This is a genomic window from Streptomyces sp. adm13(2018) (assembly GCF_008042145.1).
GTDB lineage: Bacteria > Actinomycetota > Actinomycetes > Streptomycetales > Streptomycetaceae > Streptomyces.
Genome location: NZ_RDBH01000114.1, coordinates 399882 through 418212 on the forward strand (window position 1 = coordinate 399882; position 18331 = coordinate 418212).

At 71.0% G+C, this 18331-nt stretch carries 18 protein-coding genes, 5 pseudogenes and 1 riboswitch; of the genes and pseudogenes, 14 read left to right on the forward strand and 9 right to left on the reverse strand.

Annotated features, from left to right (window positions below; genetic code table 11):
- A partial coding sequence (locus EAO70_RS14130; RefSeq protein WP_261992853.1) for a metallophosphoesterase occupies positions 1 to 1033 on the forward strand: 1033 nt, incomplete at its 5' end.
- A 159-nt stretch (positions 1034 to 1192) separates the two neighbouring features.
- Positions 1193 to 1852 carry a hypothetical protein gene (locus tag EAO70_RS14135; RefSeq protein WP_148003316.1) on the forward strand — a complete coding sequence of 220 codons (660 nt, stop codon included), beginning with the start codon at positions 1193 to 1195 and terminating at the stop codon, positions 1850 to 1852.
- Positions 1853 to 1914: 62 nt separating this feature from the next.
- Here the strand turns inward: EAO70_RS14135 and thiC are convergent, their stop codons facing one another.
- The gene (gene thiC / locus EAO70_RS14140) at positions 1915 to 3708 is read right to left on the reverse strand and encodes a phosphomethylpyrimidine synthase ThiC (RefSeq protein ID WP_148003317.1); all 1794 of its coding nucleotides are present in this window, start codon (positions 3706 to 3708) and stop codon (positions 1915 to 1917) included.
- Positions 3702 to 3848: riboswitch (TPP riboswitch) on the reverse strand. (Overlaps the previous gene by 7 nt.)
- A gap of 71 nt (positions 3849 to 3919) precedes the next feature.
- On the opposite strand from thiC, the gene EAO70_RS14145 reads away from it, so the two are divergent.
- The gene (locus EAO70_RS14145; protein ID WP_410091275.1) at positions 3920 to 5329 is read left to right on the forward strand and encodes a YibE/F family protein; all 1410 of its coding nucleotides are present in this window, start codon (positions 3920 to 3922) and stop codon (positions 5327 to 5329) included.
- Between the two features lie 7 nt (positions 5330 to 5336).
- On the opposite strand, the pseudogene EAO70_RS39170 reads toward EAO70_RS14145, so the two are convergent.
- Positions 5337 to 5453, reverse strand: a pseudogene (locus tag EAO70_RS39170) (LysR family transcriptional regulator); the annotation flags it as partial.
- Between EAO70_RS39170 and EAO70_RS14155 the strand changes: the two are divergent.
- Positions 5453 to 5659: pseudogene (locus EAO70_RS14155) on the forward strand (SsgA family sporulation/cell division regulator); the annotation flags it as partial. The pseudogenes EAO70_RS39170 and EAO70_RS14155 sit on opposite strands and share 1 nt — an antisense overlap.
- Here EAO70_RS14155 and EAO70_RS14160 read toward each other — a convergent pair.
- The 4 genes and pseudogenes from EAO70_RS14160 to EAO70_RS14175 all read right to left on the reverse strand — a co-directional run.
- Positions 5657 to 6079, reverse strand: a pseudogene (locus EAO70_RS14160) (SsgA family sporulation/cell division regulator); the annotation flags it as partial. The pseudogenes EAO70_RS14155 and EAO70_RS14160 overlap by 3 nt on opposite strands.
- Before the next feature lie 138 nt (positions 6080 to 6217).
- Positions 6218 to 6988 carry an IclR family transcriptional regulator gene (locus EAO70_RS14165; RefSeq protein ID WP_148003319.1) on the reverse strand — a complete coding sequence of 257 codons (771 nt, stop codon included), beginning with the start codon at positions 6986 to 6988 and terminating at the stop codon, positions 6218 to 6220.
- Between the two features lie 237 nt (positions 6989 to 7225).
- Positions 7226 to 7444, reverse strand: coding sequence for a DUF5326 family protein (locus EAO70_RS14170; protein WP_148003320.1), 219 nt, complete (start codon positions 7442 to 7444; stop codon positions 7226 to 7228).
- A gap of 137 nt (positions 7445 to 7581) precedes the next feature.
- Positions 7582 to 7899 (reverse strand): cupin domain-containing protein, encoded by a 318-nt coding sequence (locus tag EAO70_RS14175; protein WP_148003321.1) that lies wholly within the window; start codon positions 7897 to 7899, stop codon positions 7582 to 7584.
- A gap of 51 nt (positions 7900 to 7950) precedes the next feature.
- Here EAO70_RS14175 and EAO70_RS14180 point away from each other — a divergent pair, with 51 nt between their 5' ends.
- From EAO70_RS14180 to EAO70_RS14200, 5 genes are all read left to right on the forward strand, one after another.
- Positions 7951 to 8328 carry a phage holin family protein gene (locus EAO70_RS14180; protein WP_148003322.1) on the forward strand — a complete coding sequence of 126 codons (378 nt, stop codon included), beginning with the start codon at positions 7951 to 7953 and terminating at the stop codon, positions 8326 to 8328.
- 9 nt (positions 8329 to 8337) lie between these two features.
- Positions 8338 to 8829 carry a low molecular weight protein-tyrosine-phosphatase gene (locus EAO70_RS14185; protein ID WP_148003323.1) on the forward strand — a complete coding sequence of 164 codons (492 nt, stop codon included), beginning with the start codon at positions 8338 to 8340 and terminating at the stop codon, positions 8827 to 8829.
- Entirely contained in the window at positions 8826 to 9959 is a 1134-nt protein-coding gene (locus EAO70_RS14190; protein ID WP_148003324.1) for a cystathionine gamma-lyase, read from the forward strand. The genes EAO70_RS14185 and EAO70_RS14190 overlap by 4 nt, the downstream gene beginning before the upstream one ends.
- Before the next feature lie 291 nt (positions 9960 to 10250).
- A complete protein-coding gene (locus EAO70_RS14195) occupies positions 10251 to 11147 on the forward strand; it encodes a LysR family transcriptional regulator (RefSeq protein ID WP_148003325.1) in 897 nt (298 codons plus the stop codon).
- A gap of 114 nt (positions 11148 to 11261) precedes the next feature.
- On the forward strand, positions 11262 to 11756 hold the full coding sequence (locus EAO70_RS14200) for an NUDIX hydrolase (protein ID WP_148003326.1): 495 nt from the start codon (positions 11262 to 11264) through the stop codon (positions 11754 to 11756).
- Here EAO70_RS14200 and EAO70_RS14205 read toward each other — a convergent pair.
- Together EAO70_RS14205 and EAO70_RS14210 are read right to left on the reverse strand one after the other, a co-directional pair.
- Positions 11699 to 12991 (reverse strand): globin domain-containing protein, encoded by a 1293-nt coding sequence (locus EAO70_RS14205; RefSeq protein WP_261992854.1) that lies wholly within the window; start codon positions 12989 to 12991, stop codon positions 11699 to 11701. The genes EAO70_RS14200 and EAO70_RS14205 overlap by 58 nt on opposite strands.
- Before the next feature lie 106 nt (positions 12992 to 13097).
- Positions 13098 to 13751 carry an HAD family hydrolase gene (locus EAO70_RS14210; RefSeq protein WP_148003327.1) on the reverse strand — a complete coding sequence of 218 codons (654 nt, stop codon included), beginning with the start codon at positions 13749 to 13751 and terminating at the stop codon, positions 13098 to 13100.
- A 202-nt stretch (positions 13752 to 13953) separates the two neighbouring features.
- Here EAO70_RS14210 and EAO70_RS14215 point away from each other — a divergent pair, with 202 nt between their 5' ends.
- From EAO70_RS14215 to EAO70_RS14225, 3 genes are all read left to right on the forward strand, one after another.
- On the forward strand, positions 13954 to 14817 hold the full coding sequence (locus EAO70_RS14215; protein ID WP_148003328.1) for a GNAT family N-acetyltransferase: 864 nt from the start codon (positions 13954 to 13956) through the stop codon (positions 14815 to 14817).
- A 141-nt stretch (positions 14818 to 14958) separates the two neighbouring features.
- A complete protein-coding gene (locus tag EAO70_RS14220) occupies positions 14959 to 15417 on the forward strand; it encodes a MarR family winged helix-turn-helix transcriptional regulator (protein WP_148003329.1) in 459 nt (152 codons plus the stop codon).
- Between the two features lie 84 nt (positions 15418 to 15501).
- On the forward strand, positions 15502 to 15954 hold the full coding sequence (locus EAO70_RS14225) for a GNAT family N-acetyltransferase (protein WP_148003330.1): 453 nt from the start codon (positions 15502 to 15504) through the stop codon (positions 15952 to 15954).
- Positions 15955 to 16054: 100 nt separating this feature from the next.
- Here the strand turns inward: EAO70_RS14225 and EAO70_RS14230 are convergent, their stop codons facing one another.
- Entirely contained in the window at positions 16055 to 17437 is a 1383-nt protein-coding gene (locus tag EAO70_RS14230; RefSeq protein WP_148003331.1) for a serine hydrolase domain-containing protein, read from the reverse strand.
- A 112-nt stretch (positions 17438 to 17549) separates the two neighbouring features.
- Between EAO70_RS14230 and EAO70_RS14235 the strand changes: the two are divergent.
- Both EAO70_RS14235 and EAO70_RS14240 read left to right on the forward strand, forming a co-directional pair.
- A pseudogene (locus EAO70_RS14235) lies at positions 17550 to 18074 on the forward strand (dihydrofolate reductase family protein); the annotation flags it as partial.
- Positions 18069 to 18299: pseudogene (locus EAO70_RS14240) on the forward strand (DnaB-like helicase C-terminal domain-containing protein); the annotation flags it as partial. The pseudogenes EAO70_RS14235 and EAO70_RS14240, both read left to right, overlap by 6 nt.
- Positions 18300 to 18331 lie beyond the last annotated feature (32 nt).

Genomic DNA, 18331 nt, shown 5'->3' on the forward strand with positions numbered 1-18331 from the left:
GCCCGCGTACGCCCCCGGCACCGCGCCCGCGGGCTCCTCCATCGTCTCCGTCGCCACCGGCCACCCCGGCAACGCCTTCCCCGAGGGCGAGATGCCCGAGGGCTACACGCCGACCGAGCGCGACCTCCCGGTCATCAACCGCCGCGGCGACACCGTCCAGGTCCCGGTGGCGGCCGAGCCCGCCGCCGAGCCCGCCCCGGCCGGCGGCGAGGGCCCCGGACCGCTCTTCGTCGTCGGCGACGTCCACGGCTACCTCGACGAACTCGTCGCCGCCCTCCGCGCCCAGGGACTCGTCGACGAGAACGGCAGCTGGGCCGCCGGCAACGCCCGCCTCTGGTTCCTCGGCGACTTCACCGACCGCGGCCCCGACGGCATCGGCGTCATCGACCTCGTCATGCGCCTGTCCGCCGAGGCGGCCGCCGCCGGCGGCTACTGCAAGGCCCTCATGGGCAACCACGAACTGCTGCTCATCGGCGCCAAGCGCTTCGGCGACACCCCGGTGAACTCCGGCGCGGGCACCGCCACCTTCCAGGCCGCCTGGCTGCTCAACGGCGGCCAGAAGCACGACATGGACCGCCTCCAGGACGTCCATCTGCAGTGGATGTCCCGGCTCGACGCCGTCGTGCGCGAGGACGACCACCTGCTGCTCCACTCCGACACCACCGCGTACCTCGACTACGGCCAGACCATCGAGGACGTCAACGACACCGTCCACGAGATCCTCAACCGGAACGACGCCGACGAGGTCTGGGACGTCTTCCGGAAGTTCACCAAGCGCTTCGCGTTCCGCGACGAGGGCGGTCCGCAGGCCGTCCACGAGCTGCTCTCCACCTACGGCGGCTCCCGGATCGTGCACGGCCACAGCCCCATCCCGTACCTCCTCGGCCAGGTCGGCACGGAGGACGGCGAGGACAACGCGCGCCCTGTCGTCGACGGACCGCACGTGTACGCGGAGGGTCTCGCGATCGCGATGGACGGCGGAGTGACCATGGCCGGAAAGCTACTGGTCGTCCAACTCCCGCTGAACGACTGACGCATAACCCTCCGCATCCGGGGAAGGCGAATTCCGGAAACTCCCTGTCAGCGCGTGGCACGACCGCAATACCATCGTGCCATCCGTAGCAGGCTCTCCTCCGTTTCCGCCCGACCGACCGTTTCCCACGGCTGATCCGGGCCTACGGAGCATCGGGGGATGCACATGAACGTGGCTCCGCACCTGCTGACCGAGGACCGCGCCGAGTACGAGCGGGTCCTCGACGACGCACTGAGCACCGCCCACGCACGTCCGGATCTCGCCGGAGCGGGAACCCGGCTCTCGCTCGCCCAGCTGCGCTCGCTGACCCTGAACGCGACGACCCTGGTCACCAGCGCGGCGGCCGGCGAGTACGAGCACTTCGTGAAGGTCCGCGAGCAGCACCGCGCCGCCCTCGGCGCCCCGCCCCCGGCCTCCTCGGACCGCCCGGGAGACGGCCCCGGCGTCGTCGCCATCCTGACCGTCATGGTGCCCGTCCTCGCGGGCGCCGCGGCGGCCATCTTCCTGCTGGTCGGCGCGGTGCTGCACGCCATCGCCCCCACCGTGGCGTTCGGGGCGACACTGCTCACCGCCGGCCTGGTCTTCGGCGCGGTGGCCGCCGCCGGCCTGCTCGGCGCCGCCGCCGGGCTGCTCGTGACGGCCCTGCGCAACAGCCCCGCCGAGGTCAGCACGGACGGCCCGCGCGAGGCCGGACCGGACGACGAGCTGTCCCGTGCCCGGGAGGCCTGGCGCCGCGCCCTCCTCGAACGGGGCATCCTGCCCTTCCTCCGCGACGTCCTCGCCGCGACCGCCCCGCCCACCGGCTCCCCCGGCCCCTGACGCGCCACCGGCCCGCGACTCCCCCGGGGTCGCGGGCCGGCCCGGTCACCGGACGGCGGTGGTCAGTCCGCCAGCGGCAGGTACACGCGGTTGCCCGTCGCCGCGAACTCGGCCGACTTCGCGGCCATTCCGGCCTCGATCTCGTCCGCCTTCAGGTCGCCGCCGTGCTCCCGCCGGATGTCCTGCGAGATCTTCATCGAGCAGAACTTCGGACCGCACATCGAGCAGAAGTGCGCGGTCTTCGCGGGCTCCGCGGGCAGCGTCTCGTCGTGGAACTCCCGCGCGGTGTCCGGGTCGAGCGCCAGGTTGAACTGGTCCTCCCAGCGGAACTCGAAGCGCGCGTCCGACAGCGCGTCGTCCCACTCCTGCGCGCCCGGGTGCCCCTTGGCGAGGTCCGCCGCGTGGGCCGCGATCTTGTAGGTGATGACACCGGTCTTCACGTCGTCGCGGTTCGGCAGGCCCAGGTGCTCCTTGGGCGTGACGTAGCAGAGCATCGCCGTCCCCCACCAGGCGATCATGGCCGCGCCGATGCCGGAGGTGATGTGGTCGTACGCGGGCGCGACGTCCGTGGTCAGCGGGCCGAGCGTGTAGAACGGCGCCTCCTCGCAGATCTCCTGCTGGAGGTCGATGTTCTCCTTGATCTTGTGCATCGGGACGTGCCCGGGGCCCTCGATCATCGTCTGCACGTTGTGCCGCTTGGCGATCGTGTTCAGCTCGCCCAGCGTGCGCAGCTCGGCGAACTGCGCCGCGTCGTTGGCGTCCGCGATCGACCCCGGGCGCAGCCCGTCGCCCAGCGAGTAGGTGACGTCGTACGTCGCGAGGATCTCGCAGAGCTCCTCGAAGTGCGTGTAGAGGAAGTTCTCCTGGTGGTGCGCGAGGCACCAGGCGGCCATGATCGAGCCGCCGCGCGAGACGATGCCGGTCTTGCGGCGCGCGGTGAGCGGCACGTACGGCAGGAGTACGCCGGCGTGCACGGTCATGTAGTCCACGCCCTGCTCGGCCTGCTCGATGACCGTGTCCTTGTAGATCTCCCAGGTCAGGTCCTCGGCACGGCCATCGACCTTCTCCAGGGCCTGGTAGAGCGGCACGGTGCCGATGGGCACGGGGGAGTTGCGCAGGACCCACTCGCGGGTGGTGTGGATGTTGCGGCCGGTGGACAGGTCCATGACCGTGTCGGCGCCCCACTTGGTGGCCCAGGTCATCTTCTCCACCTCCTCCTCGATGGAGGAGGTGACGGCGGAGTTGCCGATGTTGGCGTTGACCTTCACCAGGAACCGCTTGCCGATGATCATCGGCTCGATCTCCGGGTGGTTGACGTTCGCCGGGAGCACCGCGCGGCCCGCGGCGATCTCCTCGCGCACGACCTCGGGGGAGACGTTCTCCCGGATCGCCACGTACTCCATCTCCGGGGTGATCTCCCCCCGTCGAGCGTAGGCGAGCTGGGTCACGGCCTGCCCGTCACGGCCGCGGCGGGGCAGGCGCGGGCGGCCGGGGAAGACCGCGTCGAGGTTCTTGAGTCCCCCGCCGCGCGGCGAGGTGTGCTTGATGCCGTCGTCCTCGGGCCGGGCCGGGCGGCCCGCGTACTCCTCGGTGTCGCCGCGCGAGATGATCCAGTTCTCGCGCAGCGGCGCAAGGCCCCGCCGGACGTCGGTGTCGACGCCCGGGTCGGTGTACGGGCCGGACGTGTCGTACAGCGTGACGTCCCTGCCGTTGGTGAGGTGCACCTGGCGGACCGGCACCCTGAGGTCGGGGCGCGAGCCCTGGACGTATCCCTTGTGCCAGCCCGGCGTACGAGCACCGTCGGCAGAGGTGTCGTTCTGCTCGGAGGCAGGCGTGCGTGCATCCTGAATGGTCATGAGACCGATCTCCCTACGCCGGCATTACCCGGTAACAGGTTCGGCGGTCGGCGCAGCCTCCTCCCGTACGTACATCAGTACGTTCGTACGGTGATCAGCGCCCTCTCAGCCCGGTGCTCCGAGCTCCCGCGTGTGCAAAGGTGCCACCACGCTAGCGTCATCCCTGGCGTGCTGAACAGTGGGCCCCTGCCGTTCTTGCGATGATCGGTCGGTGACTTCCCCCCAACAGACCCCCGAGCCGCACGGCCACGACCACGATCGCGGCCCCCACGAGCATGCCGCGGCGCATGCCTCGCACGGGCACGGTCCGGCACACGGATCCCACGGGCACAGCCACAGCCACGGCCCCGCCACACCGGTGTCCCGGCACCTGCGCAGGGTCATCGCCGCCATCCTCATCCCCTTCGCCACGGCGGTCGTGGTCGGGCTGGTGGTCCTGTGGCCCGGCGGCGCGCCGCCGCACGAGCGCACCGGCGTGGGCTTCGACCGGCAGACCGAGCAGGGCAGGGTCGTCTCGGTCGAGCAGGTCGACTGCGCCGCCGTGAACGCGGGTCAGGTGCCGCCGACCGGCGGCACCTCGACGCCGACGGGGCGCGAGGCGGTCCGGTCGCAGCAGGGCGACTGCGGGAAGGCGACCATCGAGGTCACCAGCGGTCCGGAGAAGGGGCGTACGTTCACCGAGATCGTGCAGCCCGACGCACCGCGCCAACTGCACGAGGGCCAGGGCGTGGTGGTGGCCTACGCCCCCGACGCCCCGCGCGACCTGCAGTACTCGGTCACCGACGTGAACCGCAAGCTCCCGATGGCGGTGCTCGCCGGGATCTTCGCGGTCGCCGTCGTGCTGGTCGGCCGGATGAAGGGCGTGATGGCCCTCGTCGCCCTGGTCGTGAGCTTCCTGATCCTGACGTTCTTCATCCTGCCGGCGATCCTCGACGGGTCGAATCCGCTGGTCGTGGCGGTGGTCGGATCGAGTGCGATCATGCTGATCGCCCTCTACATGTGCCACGGGCTCTCCGCCCGGACCTCGGTCGCGGTGCTCGGGACCCTGATCTCGCTGCTGCTGATCGGTCTGCTCGGCTCGGTGTTCATCGACTGGGCCTCGCTGAGCGGCAACACCGACGACAACACCGGCCTGATCCACGGCCTCTACCCGGACATCGACATGTCCGGCCTGCTCCTGGCCGGGGTGATCATCGGTTCGCTCGGTGTGCTCGACGACGTCACGGTCACCCAGACGTCGGCGGTCTGGGAGCTCAAGCAGGCCGATCCGGGCATGGGGCCGCGCGCCCTCTACCGGGCCGGCATCCGGATCGGCCGGGACCACATCGCCTCGGTCGTGAACACACTGGTGCTCGCCTACGCGGGTGCCGCCCTCCCGCTGCTGCTGCTCTTCTCCATCGCCCAGAGCAGCATGGGGACGGTGGCCAACAGCGAGCTGGTCGCCGAGGAGATCGTCCGGACCCTGGTGGGATCGATCGGTCTGGTCGCGTCCGTGCCCCTCACCACGGCGCTCGCGGCCCTGGTGGTCTCCGCCGACCGCACCGAGGCCGGGGGAGCACCGGGCGCGGGAAGCCGGAAGCCCGCGGCGGCACGGGGTGGACGGCGCCGTCGCGCGAAGTGAGGTGSCGGGCGGTGGTGACGGCCAGGTCGTGGTGACCGGCGGCGAGTCCGTCGAGGATCTCCTCGGTGTTGCCCAGGAACGACGCCCTCACGGCCAGGCCCTGGCCGACCAGCGGGGTGAGGGCGGTACGAGACCCGGGATCCCTACGCGGTGCGGATGACCTTCCACCTCCCCGGGGACGCGCCGGTGACCTGGGCGTTCGGCAGAGAGCTGCTGCTCGACGGGATCAACCGGCCGAGTGGGGACGGCGATGTGCACATCGCTCCGACGGAGCCCGAGGGACTCTCGGACGTCTCCATCCGGCTCCAGGTCGGCGGCGACCGCGCTCTCCTCGGCCAGGATCCGGCCCAGCGCGGCCTCCAGGTTGTCCTCGAAGTCGCCGAGCGTACGTTCCTGACCGAGCGGGACCAGCTTGTCCGTACGGTCGAGGAAGGCGACCAGCGGTGGAGCGCTCGCCCGGAACAGGGCGCGGTCGCCGCCGACCTGGAGCCGGATGGAGACGTCCGAGAGTCCCTCGGGCTCCGTCGGAGCGATGTGCACATCGCCGTCCCCACTCGGCCGGTTGATCCCGTCGAGCAGCAGCTCTCTGCCGAACGCCCAGGTCACCGGCGCGTCCCCGGGGAGGTGGAAGGTCATCCGCACCGCGTAGGGATCCCGGGTCTCGTACCGCAGTTCCACCGGGATCTTGAAGGAGAGCTCCTCGGAGACGAGGAAGCTCATCAGGACCTCGGCCTGAACCGACTCTCGCATCATGTACCCCGCAGTAGATGAAGCAGTTGTGTAAACACAGCTGCTGAAAGCTGTGACCGAAACGGCCAGGAATGATCCCCCGCGGCCCTCTTGACGTAATCGTGCTGTAAGCACTAGCAGATCACAAGGAGTGATTTTTCAGATACTGATAGAGAACGCAGGGGGACGGGAGAGCTTCTCGATCTCTGTGCGTAGTTGATCGACTGCTGGGAGCAACCGTTCTTCCAGGTGGAGGGGGAGTGAAATGGCCAATGCCGCGGTCAAAGGGCCCGCAGTGACGGGGATTGCGGCGCAGACCGTGCCGAGCGCATATTCCTGACGCTCCACCAGAGGCTCCATTCGCCCCAAACCTCCCAAACGCTCCAAAAGCGCGCGCCGGTTACTCAGCGTGTGCGGAGTGATGGCTTCCACCGGGTGGCGGTCAAGGTGGTCTTGACGAGATTTCAGATCGAGTTGGCTCAACAGGCACTGCCCGATCGCATGAGCGTGAGCCGTCGCGCGGAAATCGGCCGATTCCTCCACCGCGGGCGCGGCGGGAGAGTCGGCGACGGCGACGAGATCGATCTCCCCTTCGCGGTAGACGGCGAAGTAGACCGGCACACCGATCGCGTCCCGCCAGCGGGCGAGCGAGTCTTCGATCTTGATGCGACGATTCTGCACACCTCCGCCGCCGGCCAGTCGGACGGCGGCGTCGCCCAGGACGAACACACCCTTCTCGCGGAGCAGATAGCCCTCGTGCGTCAGGGTGCGGAGCAGGTGGTACGTGGTGGGGAGCGGAAGGCCCGTCTCCCGGGCGAGCTGTTTGGCCGGGGCGCCGTCCGGGTGGGAGGACACGGCCTCCAGCAGTCTCAGTGCCCGCTGCACCGAGCCGATCAGGGTAGGCGCAGAGGTTTGCGAAGCCGTGGCCAAAGGTCACCCCCAGGCATCACGACGGATGCGTCGCACCCGCCCGCAGGGGCCGCCCCCGCGCGCCCGCCGGGCCTGGGAAACCGCTGGTCAGCAGGGATGTCTACGCCTGTAGTCCCCAACGCGGCGGAGGGATTCCACTCTAGTGGGAGCGCTTGGGCCCGCGCCCGGATTCGCCCGGTGCGTTCCCCCGGCCGGGCTAATCCCCTCCGTCGGCTTCATACCGCTGGGTAGCGTGTGCTACCACTCCTCGCGCGAACGGTCGGACGAGCTGAACTTCCGGACGACGTAGATCAGTCCGGCGACGAGGGCCACGAAGAGCAGCACCTTGAAGAGCAGCCCGATCACGAAGGTGAGGACGCTGGTGATCAGTCCGCCGAAGACGAGCAGCGCGATGACGGGTATGGCGACCCACTTCACCCACCACGGCATCCCCGCGAGAACCTCCTGTACGGCCATCGCCCTCTCCCTCGCTCTCGAAGATCCGTTCCGCACACTCCGTGCCGAACATCCTCAAGGCTAGGGTCCGGAAGGGACGCACGGGGGCCCCGCGGCCCCCGCTCTCCCCTGATCCGCCCCCTAGGGGGCGCGGGGTGTCATGCCTCCGGCGGGGAGAAGACCACCATCACCCGCAGGTCCTCGCTGATGTGGTGGAACCGGTGCTCCACCCCGGCAGGCACGTACACCACGCTGCCCCGCGCCACCTGGGTCGTCTCCGTCCCCACCGTGATCGCCGCCCGCCCGCTCACCACGAAGTAGACCTCGTCCTGGCGGTGCGGCTGCTGCGTGTCGAGTTCGCCTGCGTCCAGCGCGTAGAGGCCCACCGACATGTTCCGCTCCCGCAGGAACTGGAGGTACGCACCCTTGTTCGCGGCGCGTTCCGCTTCCAGTTCGTCCAGCCGGAATGCCTTCATCGCCCGTCCGCCCCTGCCCTCGGCCCGATCATGTCTGCAACGATCAGACACATGATGAATTTCGTAGTCAAGACGCTCGCGAACGCGGGCGCCCTGGGAGTAGCCGTCTGGCTGGTCCAGGACATCACCCTGACCGGTGACAGCACCGGCAAGAAGGCCCTGACCCTCATTCTCGTCGCCCTCGTCTTCGGGCTGGTGAACTTCCTGGTCAAGCCGGTCGTCCAGCTGCTGACGCTGCCGCTCTTCATTCTGACGCTCGGGCTCATCACCCTCGTCGTCAACGCCCTGATGCTGCTGCTCACGTCCTGGCTCGCCGAGCAGTTCGACCTCAGCTTCCACGTGGAGGGCTTCTGGACCGCCGTGCTCGGCGGCCTGATCATCTCCGTCGTCTCGTGGGCGCTGAACGTCGTGCTCCCCGACGGCGACTGAGTGCCGGCCATGACCTACCGCGTCTGCTTCGTCTGCACCGGCAACATCTGCCGCTCGCCGATGGCCGAGCACGTCTTCCGCAGGCAGGTGGACGACGCCGGCCTCGGCGCCCTGGTGGAGATCGACAGCGCCGGGACCGGAGGCTGGCACGAGGGCGACGGCGCCGACCACCGCACGGTCGCCGTCCTCGACGAGAACGGCTACAGCTCGGCGCACACCGCCCGGAAGTTCCGCGCTTCCTGGTTTCCCGCCCTCGACCTGGTGATCGCCCTGGACGAAGGGCATCTGCGCGAACTGCGCGAACTCGCCCGCACGCCCGAGGAGGCGGCGCGGGTACGACTGCTGCGCTCCTACGACCCCGCCGCGGGGGACGCACTCGACGTCCCCGACCCGTACTACGGCGGCCGCGAGGGCTTCGAGGAGTGCCTGGAGATGGTGGAGGCGGCGAGCGACGGACTGCTCGCGGCCGTCCGCCGTGAACTGAAGGAACGGACACCGTGACGGACAAGCACTACGGCGACGGCACCCGCGCGGTCCGGGCGGGACTGCCCGACCCCGTGAAGTACGAGCCGACCCTGCCGGGGCCGGTCTTCGCCGCGCACTTCCATCTGCCGGGCGAGCCGACCGGCGGATACGCGTACGGCCGCGACGAGAACCCGACGTGGACCCATCTGGAGCGCGCGATCGGCGAGCTGGAGGCGCCGGGGGAGCAGGGCGTCGAGACGCTGGTCTTCGCCTCGGGCATGGCCGCGATCTCCGCCGTCCTCCTCTCACAGCTGAGGACGGGCGACACCGTGGTGGTCCCCGACGACGGCTACCAGGCCCTGCCCCTGCTGCACGAGCAGCTGAGGGCGTACGGCGTCGAGGTCCGCACCGCGCCCACCCGCGACGACGGCCAGCTCGCCGTCCTCGAAGGGGCCCGGCTGCTGTGGATCGAGACCCCGTCCAACCCCGGGCTCGACGTCTGCGACATCCGGCGGCTGGTCCGCGAGGCGCATGCCGCGGGGGTGCTCGTCGCCGTCGACAACACCCTCGCCACCCCGCTCGGCCAGCGTCCCCTCGAACTGGGCGCGGACTTCTCCGTCGCCAGTGACACCAAGGGCCTGACCGGGCACGGCGACATCCTGCTCGGCCACGTCAGCTGCCGCGACCCCGAGCGGGCCGCGGAGGTACGGCGCTGGCGCAAGGTCGTCGGCGCCATTCCCGGCCCCATGGAGGCCTGGCTCGCGCACCGTTCGCTCGCCACGCTGCAGCTGCGGATCGACCGCCAGTGCTCCACCGCGCTCGCGCTCGCGCAGGCCCTCGCGTCGCGCGCGGACGTCACCGGGCTGCGGTACCCCGGACTCCCGGACGACCCCTCGCACGCGGTGGCCGCCCGGCAGATGCGGCGCTTCGGGTCGGTCGTCTCCTTCGAACTGGCGGAGCGGCAGCGGGCCGACCGGTTCCTGGAGGGGCTGCGGATCGTGGACGACGCGACCAGCTTCGGCGGCGTGCGCTCCACGGCGGAGCGACGCGGACGCTGGGGCGGTGACGCGGTGGCGGAGGGCTTCATCCGCTTCTCGGTGGGCGCCGAGGATCCGGAGGATCTGATCGCCGACATTCTGCGGGCCCTCGACGCGGCCGGGGCGTAGTCCCGTCCGGGAACGGTCGGCAGCGATTTCCGGCCAGGCCGCGGGACCTGCCGGAACCGGTCCGCGCCGGTCCCGCCGCACGGAACGAGGCGCTCCGAGCCTCCCCCCTCGTGGCTCGGAACGCCTCGGTTCCACGCGCGGAGACCGCCTGAACAAGGCTAGTTGACTGTGCGTCAGTGTCCAATCACGGTAGCGACAGAGACCTATCGACTTATTTATAGTTGGACGTTCCTGAGGCGCAGTCAGCCGACCGCCTGAGTCGAACGGCCGCACGGCCGGGAGGGGGCGACCATGGATCTGGCCCTGCTGCGCACCTTCGTCACGGTGCACCGGGCCGGTTCCTTCACGCGCGCCGCCGCGCTCCTCGGCCTCTCCCAGCCGGCCGTCACGAGCCAGATCCGGACCCTGGAACGACAGCTCGGCCGCCCTCTCTTCCTCCGGCAGGCCCGCGGCGTCACCCCGACCACCATCGGCGACGAGCTCGCGCACCGCGCCGCTCCCCATCTGGACGCCCTCGTCGAGATCGCCGGAACCGGCGCCGACGAGGAGAGCGGTGTCCGCACCCTCCATGTCGCCGGCCCCCCGGAGTTCACCGCGCTCCGCGTCCTGCCCGCCCTCACCCCGCTGGTCGGCCAGGGCCTGGCCGTGAGGGCGTCGTTCCTGGGCAACACCGAGGAGATCCTCGACGGACTCGCCGCCGGTCACCACGACCTGGCCGTCACCACCGCCCGGCCCCGCGGTGGTCTGCTCGCCTCCACCCCGCTCTGCGACGAGGAGTACGTCCTGGTCGCCGCCCCGCGCTGGGCGGCCCGCCTCTCCCCCGAGGTCCTGCTCCGCAAGGGCGCGGTGGTCCTGGAGCAGCTGCCGGTGGTCGAGGTGCACGAATCGCTGCCCTTCGTCGCCCGCTACTGGGCAAGCGTCTTCGAGACCAAGCCGGCGGTCGCCGCCACCGTGATCGCGCCCGACCTCCGGGCCGTCCGGGAGTCCGCCGCCTCCGGCGCGGGGCTCGCCGTCCTGCCCCGCTATCTCTGCGAGGACGCCCTGGCCCAGGGGCGGCTCGTGGCCCTCCTCGACCCCCCGGTCCCCCCGCTGCGGACCTACTTCCTGGTCGTACGGACGGGAACGCTCGCGCTGGCCCCCCTCGCACGGGCCCATGAGGAGCTGCTGAGGGCGGCGGGGGACTGGTGAGACCCGGTGGGGGAGGCTCGTCGTTCCGCGGGGGAGCCGCCCGGTTCCGCGGGCGCCGGTGAGTCTCCGCCGGGGACGCGTTTCAGGACACCCCGGACGGGCCATTTTCTTCCCATGAACGAACGGCCCACGACCGAACGGCCCGTGATCAAGCGCACCGCCCGCGCCGTCCTGCTCGACGGGGACCACCTCGTCCTCATCAAGCGCACCAAGCCGGGCATGGATCCCTACTGGGTCACGCCCGGAGGCGGCGTGGAACCCACCGACGCGACCGTCGTCGAGGCCCTGCACCGCGAGGTCCACGAGGAACTCGGCGCCAAGATCGTCGACGTGGTGCCCTGCTTCGTCGACACCGTCGAGCACATCGTCGACGGCGGGGTCTCCGGGGTGAAGGTCCAGCACTTCTTCGTGTGCCGGCTGGACTCCATGGACACCTCGCTCCGGCACGGCCCCGAGATGGACGAACCCGTCGGGGAGTACGAGATCGTGCGGGTGCCCTTCAGCCGGGTCGGCATCGCCGCCGTGCACCTCGTCCCGCTCTCCCTGCGCCACTACCTCGACGGCAACATCGAGGGCGTCCGCGCCATGCACGCGCCCGACCTGGGCTGATCGTCGGCCGGCGGGGCCAGTTCGGCGAGGAAGTCGTGCCGGATGCGCTCCGCCGGAACGCCCGCTCCGCGCAGCGCGTCCACCCCGCGGCGTACCATCCCGAGCGGCCCCGACAGATAGGCGTCGCGTTCGCTCCAGGAGCCGTAGCGGCACACCTCCTCGGGGAGCCGCCCCTGCGCCTCCGTGACCGGATGGACGGAGAGCCAGGGGAAGGTCTTCTGGAGCCGCAGCATCGTGTCGATGTCATAGAGGTCGTGGCCGCTCTTGGCCCCGTAGAAGACATCGACCGGACGCCGGTCCCCGTGCTCGGCGACGTCCTCCACCAGGGCCTTGATCGGGGCTATCCCGGTGCCCCCGCCGACGCAGAGCAGGCCGGTGTCCGTGGCGTGGTCGACGGTCATGGAGCCGGCCGGCGGGCCGAGGCGCAGGACGTCCCCGGGACGCGCCCGGTGCACCAGCGCGTTGGACACCCAGCCCGCCGGGACCGCCTTCACATGGAGCGAGAGCAGCCCGTCGGGGCGGGGCGCCGAGGCGAACGAGTAGTGCCGCCAGATCCGCGGCCACCACGGGGTCTCCAGCGTCGTGTACTGGCCCGCGAGGAAGGGGTACGGCTGGTCGGGGCGGAGCGTGATGACGGCGATGTCCGAAGTCCGCAGATCGTGCGAGACCACCTCCGCCTGCCACCAGGCGGGCGCCGAGCGCTCGTCCTCCGCCGCCGCGTCGATCATGATCTGGGAGATCGTCGTGTACGTACGGACCCAGGCCGCCTGCGTCGCCTCGTCCCAGGTCGTCGTCGCGTACCGGGCGAGCGCGCCGATGAGGGCCTCGCCGACGGCCGGGTAGTGCGTGGCGTGGGTGCCGTACTTGCGGTGGCCCCTGCCGAGGTTCTGCAGATAGGCGGTGAGCACCGGGGCGTCGTCCATGTGCTCCGCCGCGGTGAGCAGCGCCTTGAGCAGCCGGTCCCGCTGGGTGTCCATGGCCGCGGGGAACATCTCCCGCAGCCCCGGATTCCCGATGAAGAGCAGGGCGTAGAAGTACGAGGTCACCCGGCCGGCGACCGGTGCGATCTCGGTGAGCGTCCGGCGGACCAGTACCGCGTCCGCGGAGGGCTCCGCCGGTATCCGGGGCTCGTGTCCGCCCTCTCTCGGACGGCGGGGCCCGTTTCCGTCCCCCGCCGGGCGCTCCGGCCCGTCCCCGTCCTCCGGTGCCCTCGTGGTGGTCGGAGCATCCATCATGTGCCTCGCCCTCGCGCTGGCCGGCTTCCGTGGACGCAGCATGACTCCTCCGACCGGCGTCGCGGAGGGAAAGCGGCGTTCTCGGGCCAAAGGGCGGGGTTTCTGACTAAGCTGCGCTGTTTCGGACCAGGGCGTAGGCCTCGCGCAGATCGCCGCCCGTGTAGGTGTGGCGGGCGAGCCCGGCGAGGTGGTGGTCCGCGTTCACCGCCACCGTGTCCGGCACGATCGCGAACAGCTCCGCGTCGGACATCGAGTCCCCGTAGGCGACGCAGTGGGCCGGGTCCACCCCGTACTCGGCACAGAGCTCCCCCGCGATCCGCACCTTGGCCCGTGCGTTGAGGATGCCCGGCCGGTGCACCGGCTCGGTGAAGGGAAGGGCCGGCCAGCGCGACCCGTGCACCGCGTGGGCACCCCAGTCGAGAAGCCGCTCGACGAAGAAGTCGGGGGAGAGCGAGATGACCGCACAGCGGTCACCGCGGTCCCGGATGTCCGCCCAGACCTCGCGGATGCCCAGCAGCCAGGGCGCCCCGTCGAAGGCAGCCGTGACCTGCTCCACGGTGAGCGCGGACCACAGCGCGCGGGCCCGCACGGCGAACTCGTCCGGGGTGAGCCCCTGGAGAAAGCCCTTCTCCAGGGCGGCGATCTCCTCGTCGACCCCCAGCTGCCGCGAGATCTCCACCGCGGCGGCCGATCCCCGGATCAGGGTGCCGTCGAGATCGAAGAGATGCAGGCGCTGCCGTCGCGGTTTCACGTGAAACATCGTCGCCGTCCCGCGGCCGGGAGGCAACGGGCCCTCCAGTGGAGCGACTGGAGGGGCTCGGCAACCGACGCTGCCCTCGGGCGGCCGACCACTGCCCTCGGGCGACCGACCGCCGCCCCGGCTCCGGCCGACCGCTGCCCTCGGCCGGCCGGATCCGGTAAAGCGGTGGACGGAAGATCGCCGCTTCGGCCAGCCTGACAGCATGCCGCTCTCCCCCACCCCGCTCTCCCAGCTCCCCATCCGGCGCCTCACCATGGACGACCTCCTCGCCTGCGCCGACCTCTCCGAGAACCGGAACTGGCCGCGCGAGGAGCACAAGTGGGGCCTCCTGCTCAGCGCCGGCACCGGCTTCGGCATCGACGACCCGTCCGGGTCCGGGCTGGTCACCTGCGCCGTGGTCACCTCGTACGGCCCGGGGCTCGCCGCGATCGGCATGGTTCTCGTCGCCGAGCGGTACGCCCGCCAGGGCGTGGGACGCCGCCTCATGGAGCATGTGCTCGCGGAATCCGGGGGCACCCCGCTCACCCTGCACGCGACACCGAACGGGCAGCCCCTCTACGAGCAGCTGGGCTTCACTCTCACGGGCCGCGCGGAGATGGTGCGCGGCCGCTTCACCTTCGCCGCACCCGCGCCGACCGTTCCGGTCCGCCCGGCGACGGCCGAGGACCTCCGGGCGATCCTCCGTCTCGACCACGAGGTCTTCGGACTCGATCGCACCCACGTGATCACCCGGCTCCCCGCGTTCGCCGACCACCTCCGGGTGGCTGAGGAGAACGGCGAGATCACGGGCTTCGCGGCGGCCTGGCCCAACATGGACACCCATGTCGTCGGACCGCTGATCGCCCGGGACACCGCCACCGCCCAGGCCCTGATCGCCTCGCTCGCGGCCGCGGGCGACCGTCCGCTGCGCACGGACATCGATGTGCGGCACTCGGACCTGCTGAGCTGGGTGAAGGAGAACGGTCTCGACCCGATCACCTTCAACGCGGTGATGGTGCGCTCCCTCCCCGAGCTCCCCGGCGACTGGACCCGCCGCTTCGCTCCCCTGACCGTCGCCGCCGGGTAGTGCGGCGACCGGCGCAGTAGGGCAGTCCGGGAGCCGAGCAGGATGGCTCCGACGATTTACTTGCACACGCGCATTATTGCGTCGCATCGTTTACTCTGGTGGGGAACCGCTCCGGTGCCGAGGAGAGACCGAGGAGAGACCATGACCGCGACGGACCCCGCACTCACCGCGCTCTCCCAGCGCTGGTGCGCCCTCTCCCTCCTCCACGGCAGGATCGAGACGCACATCGAGCGCGCCCTGGAGGCCCGACACGGTCTGAGCGTGCGCGAGTTCTCACTCCTCGACGTCCTCAGCCGGCAGCACAGCGGTCCGGGCGGGCACCTCCAGATGAAGCAGGTCGCCGACGCCGTCGTCCTCAGCCAGAGCGCCACCACCCGGCTGGTCACCCGGCTCGAGGACCGGGGCCTGCTCACCCGCTATCTCTGCGCCACCGACCGGCGCGGCATCTACACCGACGTCACCGAGGCGGGCCAGAAGCTCCTGGCGGAGGCCAGGCCCACCAACGACAGCGCACTGCGCGAGGCCCTCGACGAGGCCGCCAAGAACCCGGAGCTGGCCCCGCTGGTCCAGGTCGTGGAGGGCGTGGGCGTTCCCGCCTGAGCCCTCCGAACGCCAGGCACCCGCTGCCGAGGCCCGTCCGCCCGACGATGCCCGCCGGCCGCGCGAGGTCCTACGCTGCGAGGCATGAGCGATCTTGAGATACGCCCCGCCACCGCGGAGGACATCGGACCCGTCGTCGCCATGCTCGCCGACGACCCCCTGGGCGCGCAGCGCGAGTCCCCCGACGACCTCGGCCCGTACCTCGCGGCCTTCACACGTCTCGTGCACGACCCGCAGCAACACCTCGTCGTTGCCACCCGTGCGAACAAGGTCGTCGGCACGCTCCAGCTGACGATCATCCCGGGCCTCTCCCGTCGGGGTGCCACTCGTTCGATCATCGAGGGCGTCCGCATCCACGCCGAGGAGCGTGGCAGCGGTCTGGGAACCCAACTGATCGAGTGGGCCGTCGAGGAGTCCGGACGCCAGGGCTGCCAACTCATCCAGCTGACCTCCGACGTCACCCGCACCGATGCCCACCGCTTCTACGAGCGGCTCGGCTTCGAGGCCTCCCACCTGGGCTTCAAGAAGAGCCTCTGAGGCAGAGCCTCATCCGAACGGGTGCGCCGGTCCGGGTCCCGGCGCACCCGTTCTGCGGTGTTTCACGTGAAACACCGCAGAACAGATCACACAGGCGGGCTCAGAGCCCGCGCCAGCCCTCTTCGTCCACACCGCCGGGCACCGCGTCCGCAGGCGCGTACGGCTCCCGCGTGAAGACGAAGGAACCGAGGTCCAGATGGCTCACGCTGCCGTCCGCGCGCCGCACCGCCCGAAGCGTCTCGCCCTCGTAGTAGCCGTTGAGTCCGACCCAGCCCCCGTCGGGCAGTGCGCGGAAGCGGGCCCGCCGCCCGGCGCCCCGCAGGGGTTCGAGCACCACACCCCGCTCGGGGCCGACCCGGAGCCCGTAGGCGTACGTGCCCCAGTACCAGGGGCCCGCCAAGGCCAGCAGCTCCTCGTCCACCTCGGCCTCGGGAAGCGGTCGCCAGGGCTCCGGGAACCGCGGCTCGGCCTCCGCCACGATCCGTACGAGATCGGCGGCCACAGCCCCCGTCAGCGGCCCCGAGGTGGCATTGGCGAGAGCGATCGCCCCGAGTCCGTCCTCCACGCTCACCCAGAGAGCGGCGACGAAGCCCGGCAGTGAACCGGAGTGGCCGATCAGGGTGCGGCCGTCCCTGCGGACCAGCTGCAGACCGAGCCCGTAGCCCCCCTCCCAGTCGCCCTCGCCGCCCGCGGCGGCCGGGGCCCGCATCTCCGCCACGGTCGACGCCGCGAGCACCCGCTCGTCACCGGCCGCGAGGAAGGCGGCGAAGCGGGCGAGATCCGCGGCCGTCGACCAGAGCTGTCCGGCCGGCGCCATGAGCCCGAGGTCCTCGGACGGCTCCGGCAGCATCACGTCGGCCCACGGGTGCACCGCCCAGCCGCCCGCGTGCGGTGCGACCGGCTCCGACGTCGTACGGTCCATCCCGAGCGGCTCCAGGATCTCGCGCCGCAGCGTCTCCTCCCAGGACACCCCCCGCACGGCCTCGACCAGCGAACCGAGCAGCGTGTAGCCGGGGTTGGAGTAGTGGTGGCGACGCCCCGGCGCCTGCCGGAAGGGCTCCTCCCCCAGCACGTCGGAGAGCTCCGGCCGCAGCTCGGCAGAGGAACGCTCCCACCACTGGCCCGGCGTCTCGGCCCCGAGACCCGCGCTGTGCCCGAGCAGCTGAGCGATCGTCACGGCCCCGGCGCCCGTGCCCTTGAGGTGGCGCTCCAGCGGATCGTCGAGGCCGAGGAGTCCCTCGTCCCGCAGCCTCAGCACCAGCACGGCCGTGAACACCTTGGTGATCGACCCGATCCTGAACTGGGTGTCCGCGTCCGGCGCGTGCCCGTCCACGCAACTGCGGGAGCCGCTCCACACCAGCGCGCCCTCGCGCACCACCGCTCCCACGACGGAGGGCGCCCGCCCCTCGGACTGGGCCACCGCGACCCGGTGCAGCAGCGCCCGCTCGGTACCGGGCAGCAGGGATTCGAAAGTTGTCGTCATGGCCCCCATCCAACGTGATCCCCCGGACGGGCGGTGCGCCGCGGCGCACCGATCAGTTTCCGGCGCCGCGTCGGTCCGCACTCACGAGACCCCTCCACGGAAGGCTGGCGCCATGCGAAAACTGATCTACGGCATGAACGTGACCCTGGACGGCTACATCGCCGCGCCCGGCGACGACATCGGCTGGAGCGTGCCGAGCGACGAGCTGTTCCAGTTCTGGTCCGACCAGCTGGAGGCGACCGAACTGACCCTGTACGGCCGCAAGCTGTGGGAGACCATGAGCTCCTACTGGCCGACCGGCGACCAGCTGCCCGAAGCGACTCCGGCGGAGATCACCTTCGCGCGGCGCTGGAGGGACATGACCAAGGTGGTGTTCTCCTCGACGATCGCCGAGGTCGACTGGAACACCCGGCTGGTCACCGGCGACGCGGTAGCGGAGATCGCCCGCCTCAAGGCCGAGGACGGCGGCCCGATGGACATCGGCGGCGCGACCCTCGCCGGCGCGGCCATGCGGGCCGGCCTGATCGACGAGTACGTACTGGCCACCGCCCCGGTCCTGGCAGGCGGCGGCACCCCGTTCTTCACCACCCTGGACCACTGGACGAACCTCACCCTGCTGGAAACACGAACGCTGCCCAGCGTCATCTTCTCCCTCGAAATGGGCCGCAACGAGATCGCGATGCGTCTGCTCTCGGCGGAGGCCCGCGTCGCGCTGCACCACATGCGCTCCGGCACGATGACCGACGAGGACTGGACCCGGCTCGCCCGGCGGATGCCGGACGTCTCCCAGGCCCCGCTCTACATCGACGACTCCCCGAACCTCTCGATGATGGAGATCCGGGCGAAGTGCCGTCGGCTCAAGCCTACTCCCGCTTCGTGGACATGGCCCAGACC

Excerpts from the sequence above, each read along its gene's own strand:
- EAO70_RS14215 (WP_148003328.1), top strand. The coding sequence starts at position 13,954 with ATGCCGCTCTCCCCCACCCCGCTCTCCCAGCTCCCCATCCGGCGCCTC.
- EAO70_RS14170 (WP_148003320.1), bottom strand. The coding sequence starts at position 7,444 with ATGGCCGTACAGGAGGTTCTCGCGGGGATGCCGTGGTGGGTGAAGTGG.
- EAO70_RS14210 (WP_148003327.1), bottom strand. The coding sequence starts at position 13,751 with ATGTTTCACGTGAAACCGCGACGGCAGCGCCTGCATCTCTTCGATCTC.
- EAO70_RS14225 (WP_148003330.1), top strand. The coding sequence starts at position 15,502 with ATGAGCGATCTTGAGATACGCCCCGCCACCGCGGAGGACATCGGACCC.
- EAO70_RS14220 (WP_148003329.1), top strand. The coding sequence starts at position 14,959 with ATGACCGCGACGGACCCCGCACTCACCGCGCTCTCCCAGCGCTGGTGC.
- EAO70_RS14185 (WP_148003323.1), top strand. The coding sequence starts at position 8,338 with ATGACCTACCGCGTCTGCTTCGTCTGCACCGGCAACATCTGCCGCTCG.
- thiC (WP_148003317.1), bottom strand. The coding sequence starts at position 3,708 with ATGACCATTCAGGATGCACGCACGCCTGCCTCCGAGCAGAACGACACC.
- EAO70_RS14230 (WP_148003331.1), bottom strand. The coding sequence starts at position 17,437 with ATGACGACAACTTTCGAATCCCTGCTGCCCGGTACCGAGCGGGCGCTG.
- EAO70_RS14205 (WP_261992854.1), bottom strand. The coding sequence starts at position 12,991 with ATGATGGATGCTCCGACCACCACGAGGGCACCGGAGGACGGGGACGGG.
- EAO70_RS14175 (WP_148003321.1), bottom strand. The coding sequence starts at position 7,899 with ATGAAGGCATTCCGGCTGGACGAACTGGAAGCGGAACGCGCCGCGAAC.
- EAO70_RS14195 (WP_148003325.1), top strand. The coding sequence starts at position 10,251 with ATGGATCTGGCCCTGCTGCGCACCTTCGTCACGGTGCACCGGGCCGGT.
- EAO70_RS14135 (WP_148003316.1), top strand. The coding sequence starts at position 1,193 with ATGCACATGAACGTGGCTCCGCACCTGCTGACCGAGGACCGCGCCGAG.
- EAO70_RS14180 (WP_148003322.1), top strand. The coding sequence starts at position 7,951 with ATGATGAATTTCGTAGTCAAGACGCTCGCGAACGCGGGCGCCCTGGGA.
- EAO70_RS14200 (WP_148003326.1), top strand. The coding sequence starts at position 11,262 with ATGAACGAACGGCCCACGACCGAACGGCCCGTGATCAAGCGCACCGCC.